Here is a 6251-nt window from a genome sequence, read left to right on the forward strand (position 1 = left end):
TTCTCATTGTAGCGTTGGCGTACTGTCATAAACATTTCACGCTTTGCCTCCATGTCTTGCAAAGCGTAATATTGTGCTTGAATGTCTTGCAATGCAGGAATCAGTCGCTCTACATTGTCACGTACAGTTCTATAACATGTAATCAAATCGCTGTTAATGTCATTGATTACGGCATGTTTGATATTTGGATGCTGTTGCAGCATATAGAACAACATAGCTCCACCGCCAACGAATGGCTCTATATATGTCGCATTATCCCAATTATCAAAGTCAGCTGGGAGCTTCGCCTCCAGTTGTTCAATGAGTTGTCCTTTTCCGCCAACCCATTTGATGAATGGTTTTGCTTTTGTATTCATTATTAATGTCATTTTTTACTTACCATGTCGTATGGCACATGTTTATAAAGCATATTCTCATTTTCTACCAAAATATCATAAGATGTGATTACCGGTCGTTCAAATGTTCCGTTAGCATCAAAAATAGGAACTACTCCTTCTTTTTGTATTTCATTCAATGTAAACACCACCTCATCTCCAACTTTGTATAATGATGATTCGTTCATTTTTTTTGTTTGTCTTTCGTCTGCCATCATTCTACACGAATATACTTCGGCTCTTCCTTGGTGGATACGAGTAGTTCTCTCACATCCACGTCAAGCGCCTTGGACACTTCCACAAGCGTATCAAGGCTGGGCTGCGAGACATTTGTACACCATTTACTTACTGTTGCTGGGTCTTTGCCAAGTTCCCCAGCTAACCACTTTGCGGTTTTCTTCTTTTCTACAAGTATTACCTTGATTCGGTTTATATCTTTTTTTGCCATCAGAACATATTTATTGTACTCCGCAAAGATAAATAATATCTATGTAAAAGAAGAATAAAATCAAATGATTTACGCTATAATAATTGCGCTATACATCTACTTTCCAACAAAACAACTCTAATTCAAGGCTTCACAATCAAGATTCTGCTATTATGTGAAGATAGTGCACCGAACGTTGGGACGTTAAACCCAAATCGGTCATTAGGCCGTTTATTGTATTTTTTAATTACTGCTTGCAGTCTTTTGTTTTTTATAAGCGTCTTTTGTCTGTTTTTAATTCGCAATAGCTCGCTATTACTCATTAAAAGTCAAACAAAATCCACTCTTCTAAAATATCAAAACCAAGCAAGCCCTAACGACCGATTCGGGTTTAAAATGGGCACGATGCTTGCCCAAGTGGGGCAACGTGCTTGCCCAACATGGGCAACGTGCTTGCCCCGGATGGGCAGATTTGATGTCAGACGTATGCCCAATAAGTTCAAAGACCTCTTGCCATCTCAATCCGTCGATGGCGATGACTACAACGCGAGATTGCTCCTTCTGACTATCCCTGCCATATACGGCAAGCAGGAAATGCGAAGAAAGAAGCAGCAACAAAGGAATCATTCTCTTCTTCATAAGCTCTGTTCTCTTTATATATAATGTTCATCTTATATATTAAAATATTCATCTTAATATAATGTTCATCTCAAGCTCCTCTGTCTTTTCGATGGCAAAAGCAGCCTCTGCATCTTGCAATGATGTAAGAGAAGTTTTAAGATAAGATTAAGTCCGCAACGGGTAACGGAATTGTAAAATACGGATGGCTGCTTTTGCCTGTCAGGAACCGATGTTTTTCTCATCGGAACAAGACAAAAGCAGCCATCTTTCCATTTCTTTTGAAAGTATGGCAAACTTGCACTATATCACCATTTTCCTACACATAATCCACTTTTTGCAATCGTTTGCAAAAATGCATGAAAGAAAGAGCGCCGAGTGAGATGCGACATTGGAAAGTTTGACGTATATTTGCAGCAAAGATTATCTTTACAATATCTATGAACGACTGTCAAGCTACTACAATGAAAGATATCGCCGAGAAATTCGGCGTGTCGGTGTCTACCGTTTCCCGCGCCCTCAACGGAAGTACGAGGGTGAGGAAGGATAAGCGTGACGCCATCTGTGAATATGCCAAGCAGCACGACTTCTATCCAAACAACATTGCGAAATCTCTGAGAAACTCAAAGCGCGAACCAATAAAGCTGATTGGCGTCATAGTGCCGGAATTCACCCACTATTATTTCTCGTCCGTGCTCACTGGTATAGAGGAGGCTGCGGCAGCACGCGGCTACCGGATAATAATAACGATGAGCAAAGAGAGCTACGAACGGGAAGTGCAGATATGCCAGATGTTCGAAGCTCATCAGGTGTGTGGCGTCATAGTGTCGCAGGCAAAGGAAACGATGCAGTACGACCACTTCAAGTCGCTTCAGAACAAGGGGATAGCGCTCGTTTTCTTCGACCGCATCTGCACGGGTATCAATGCAAGCCTCGTTGTGGTGGACGACTACATGGGGGCTTTCAAGGCCGTGACGCATCTCATTGAGACTGGATGCAAGCGTATAGCCTTCTACGGTATGAAGGGCCGGGCAGAGATAGGCAAGAACAGATACAACGGATACCGTGACGCCCTGCTGAAAGCCGGTATCACACCAGACGACAATCTCATCATTGCCTGCGACAACAGGGAGGACGCCGAGAAGCTGACACCGGAGATGCTGGAGCGCAATGACAGGCCCGACGGATTTTTCTGCGTGAACGACGACACGGCAATCGGAGTGATGTATACGGCGAAGAGGATGGGATTCAATATTCCCGACGACATATCGGTGTGCGGATTCACCAACGGCAACCGTGCCGTGGCGTGCGACCCGATGCTCACCACCGTGGAACAGCGCGGAGTGGAGGTGGGAAAAGAGGCTGCCACGATTCTCATGGACCAAGTGGAGCGGCTGACAGACCCTGACAAGATAGAGAAGCGGGTGGTGAGGACACGACTCGTGGTGAGGGGAAGCAGCAGATAAAAGAAACAGGAAACTGATAAGGAAACAAATAACATAATCATAATGAAACAGAAACAGGATTTAAGTTTTTGGAAGCTATGGAACTTAAGCTTCGGATTTTTCGGCGTACAGATAGCCTACGCCCTGCAAAGTGCCAACATATCAAGAATTTTCGCCACACTCGGCGCTGATCCACACTCTCTGAGCTATTTCTGGATTCTACCGCCTCTGATGGGTATATTGGTGCAGCCGATAGTGGGAACGCTGAGCGACCGCACATGGTGCAGGTTCGGCAGACGAATTCCTTATCTCTTCATCGGATCGGCAGTTGCCGTTGCCGTGATGTGTCTGCTGCCAAACGCCGGTTCTTTCGGTATGGCGGTGAGCACGGCGATGGTGTTCGGACTGATATCGCTGATGTTCCTCGACACGAGCATCAACATGGCGATGCAACCGTTCAAGATGCTCGTGGGCGACATGGTGAACGAGAAGCAGAAGTCGCTCGCCTACTCTATCCAGAGCTTTCTCTGCAACAGCGGTTCACTGATCGGCTACGTGTTCCCGTTCTTCTTCACCGCAATCGGTATTGCCAACGAGGCACCGAAGGGCGTAGTGCCCGACTCCGTGATTTATTCTTTCTATATCGGTGCGGCTATCCTCATACTCTGCGTGCTCTACACCACACTAACCGTGAAGGAGTGGAACCCGAAGGAATATGCTGAATACAACGAGCGCAAGCCTGAGGCGGAGGAGCAGAAAGCCGGTTGGCTGACACTGCTGAAGAACGCTCCGTCGATGTTCTGGAAGGTAGGACTGGTACAGTTCTTCTGTTGGGCGGCATTCATGTATATGTGGACATATACCAACGGCACCATCGCCGACACCGTATGGCACACCACCGACGTTTCGTCGAAGGCTTATCAGGAGGCCGGCAACTGGGTTGGAGTGCTCTTCTTCTGGCAGGCGCTGGGCAGTGTGGCATGGGCTATGGTGTTGCCAAGGATAAAGAACGATAAATTCGCCTATGCCGTGAGTCTGCTCATCGGTGCAGCCGGATTTGCCATGCTGCCGTTCATCGACGACCAGAACATCCTCGTTATCCCATTCCTGCTCATCGGATGTGCATGGGCTGCAATGCTCGCCATGCCGTTTGCCTTCGTGACAAACGCCTTGGAGGGATATGGCCACAAGGGAGCTTACCTCGGACTGTTCAACGGCACCATCTGTCTGCCACAGATAGTAGCGGCTGCCGTGGGCGGAACGCTGCTGTCGCTCGTTGGCTCGCATCAATACAACATGATGATCGTGGCTGCCGTACTGCTGGCGCTCGGAGCATTGAGCGTGGGCATCATCAACAAGAAAGAACAGCCTATACAATAAAAAAGAACAACCTATACAATAAAAACATAACAGAAATAACTTTAAAATATCCTGCACAATGAAGATATTTTTCAATATACAATACGCCACGACGTTCGGTGAGATTCTCAGACTCAACGTCGTAGGCAAAGGGAAAGACATCGAGAAGGTGTATTCAATGAATACCTATGACGGAATGTCATGGCACTGTGAGATTACTGCCGAAAACGGAATGTCACAGATGGAATATTACTACAGTGTGGAGAACGGCGACAGCGAAGTGCGCCACGAATGGACCACAGTGTCTCACAGATTGGAGCTGAACGCCAAGAGGGCCATGACATACTTCGTGAACGACAGATGGAATGACATCCCTTACGACTCCTATCTCTACAGTTCGGCATTCACCGACTGCGTGAACCGCCGCCACAGGGAACCGGCGAAAGGCTCTGACTACAACCAGACTCTGAGACTCATTGTGCGCGCTCCACAACTGAGGAGCGGCAGCCGTCTGGCTCTCGTCGGCGAAGACAAGGCACTGGGCAGATGGAACCCAGATGATGCCATCTCAATGGTGGAACACAACTACAACGAATGGGTGGCTGACATCAATGTGAAGGAAATGAAGAAGGAGGAAACGGAATTCAAGTTCATCGCCTTCAACGAGAAAGGCGGAGTGGACTGGGAGACTGGCATGAACCGCCAACTGCATGCACCAACGATAAACGACGGTGAGGTTGTAGTGACGGAGTTGGACCAAGCCTTCTTCGAGTTATGCGACGAGAAACTTGCCGGCACTCTCATCCCCGTGTTCTCACTACGGTCGAAGGGTAGCTTCGGAGTAGGCGACTTCGGCGACCTGAAGATGATGATAGACTGGGTGGCCGAGACCAACCAGCGTGTATTGCAGGTGTTGCCGATAAACGACACTACATCAACTCACACTTGGACTGACTCTTACCCCTACTCTGCCATCAGCATCTTCGCCCTGCACCCTCAGTTTGCCGACTTCAGACAGTTGCCTGAGATAAAGGACAAGAAGAAGGCTCGCGAGATGGAGGCTCTGCGCAAGGAACTTAACGAGCTGAAACAGATTGACTATGAGAGGGTTAACAATACCAAGACAGACTATCTGAGAATAATATTCAAGCAGGAAGGCGAGGCTGTTATGAAGGGCGAAGACTTCAAGATGTTCGTAAAAGAAAACGAACACTGGCTCGTGCCCTACGCTCAGTATTGTCATCTGAGAGACTCTTTCGGAAACGTGGACTTCTCTTCATGGAAGGGACACGAACAATGGCATGAGGCTGACCGCAAGAAACTCACCGATCCGAAATCGAAGGAATATGCCGACGTGGCGTTCTACTATTATGTGCAGTTTGTGCTCGACAGACAGATGCGTGCAGCTCATGAGTATGCCATGGCGCGTGGTGTGATTCTCAAGGGCGACATACCTATCGGAGTGGACCGCAACGGATGTGACGTATGGCATGAGCCTCAATACTTCAACCTCAACTCGCAGGCGGGCGCTCCACCTGACGCTTTCTCCATAAACGGACAGAACTGGGGATTCCCTACCTACAACTGGCAGAGGATGATAGATGACGGATGTGAATGGTGGATAAGAAGATTCCAGAACATGGCGAAATACTTTGATGCCTACCGCATTGACCACGTGCTCGGTTTCTTCCGTATATGGGCTATACCTACCACCTGTGTTCACGGACTGCTCGGACAATTCGCCCCGTCGCTCGGAATGACGAGAGAGGAAATTGAAGGCTATGGCCTGCACTTCCAGGAGGAACTGTTCACCACTCCGTTCATTGCCCGTTGGGTCGTAGACCGTGTGTTCGGCATCCATGCCGACGAGGTGGTGGAGAAATACCTCGACCACAAACACGACGACATCTTCGCCCTGAAACCGGAATACGACACGGAGCGCAAGATTGAGGCCGTCTTCAAAGGCAAAGACAGCATGGACGATGTGTGGGTAAGAGACGGTCTGTATGCTTTGGTGAGCGATGTGCT

Annotated in this window: 6 protein-coding genes; 3 read left to right on the forward strand and 3 right to left on the reverse strand. The window is 48.0% G+C overall.

Going from position 1 to position 6251, the window contains the following annotated elements; genetic code table 11:
- The 3 genes from QVO99_RS08250 to QVO99_RS08260 form a co-directional block, all read right to left on the reverse strand.
- On the reverse strand, positions 1 to 356 hold a 356-nt coding region (locus QVO99_RS08250), incomplete at its 3' end, for a DNA adenine methylase (protein WP_288177075.1).
- A gap of 8 nt (positions 357 to 364) precedes the next feature.
- Positions 365 to 562 carry a hypothetical protein gene (locus QVO99_RS08255; protein WP_022317140.1) on the reverse strand — a complete coding sequence of 66 codons (198 nt, stop codon included), beginning with the start codon at positions 560 to 562 and terminating at the stop codon, positions 365 to 367.
- A 26-nt stretch (positions 563 to 588) separates the two neighbouring features.
- Positions 589 to 822 carry a helix-turn-helix transcriptional regulator gene (locus tag QVO99_RS08260; protein WP_022315632.1) on the reverse strand — a complete coding sequence of 78 codons (234 nt, stop codon included), beginning with the start codon at positions 820 to 822 and terminating at the stop codon, positions 589 to 591.
- A 1037-nt stretch (positions 823 to 1859) separates the two neighbouring features.
- Between QVO99_RS08260 and QVO99_RS08265 the strand changes: the two genes are divergently transcribed.
- The 3 genes from QVO99_RS08265 to QVO99_RS08275 form a co-directional block, all read left to right on the forward strand.
- Positions 1860 to 2885, forward strand: coding sequence for a LacI family DNA-binding transcriptional regulator (locus QVO99_RS08265; RefSeq protein WP_022317142.1), 1026 nt, complete (start codon positions 1860 to 1862; stop codon positions 2883 to 2885).
- 42 nt (positions 2886 to 2927) lie between these two features.
- Positions 2928 to 4244, forward strand: coding sequence for an MFS transporter (locus tag QVO99_RS08270; protein WP_022317143.1), 1317 nt, complete (start codon positions 2928 to 2930; stop codon positions 4242 to 4244).
- 58 nt (positions 4245 to 4302) lie between these two features.
- On the forward strand, positions 4303 to 6251 hold a 1949-nt coding region (locus QVO99_RS08275), incomplete at its 3' end, for a 4-alpha-glucanotransferase (RefSeq protein WP_288177076.1).

Origin of the sequence: Prevotella sp. CAG:592 (assembly GCF_000436015.1) — a bacterium.
GTDB classification, from domain to species: Bacteria; Bacteroidota; Bacteroidia; order Bacteroidales; family Bacteroidaceae; genus Prevotella; species Prevotella pectinovora.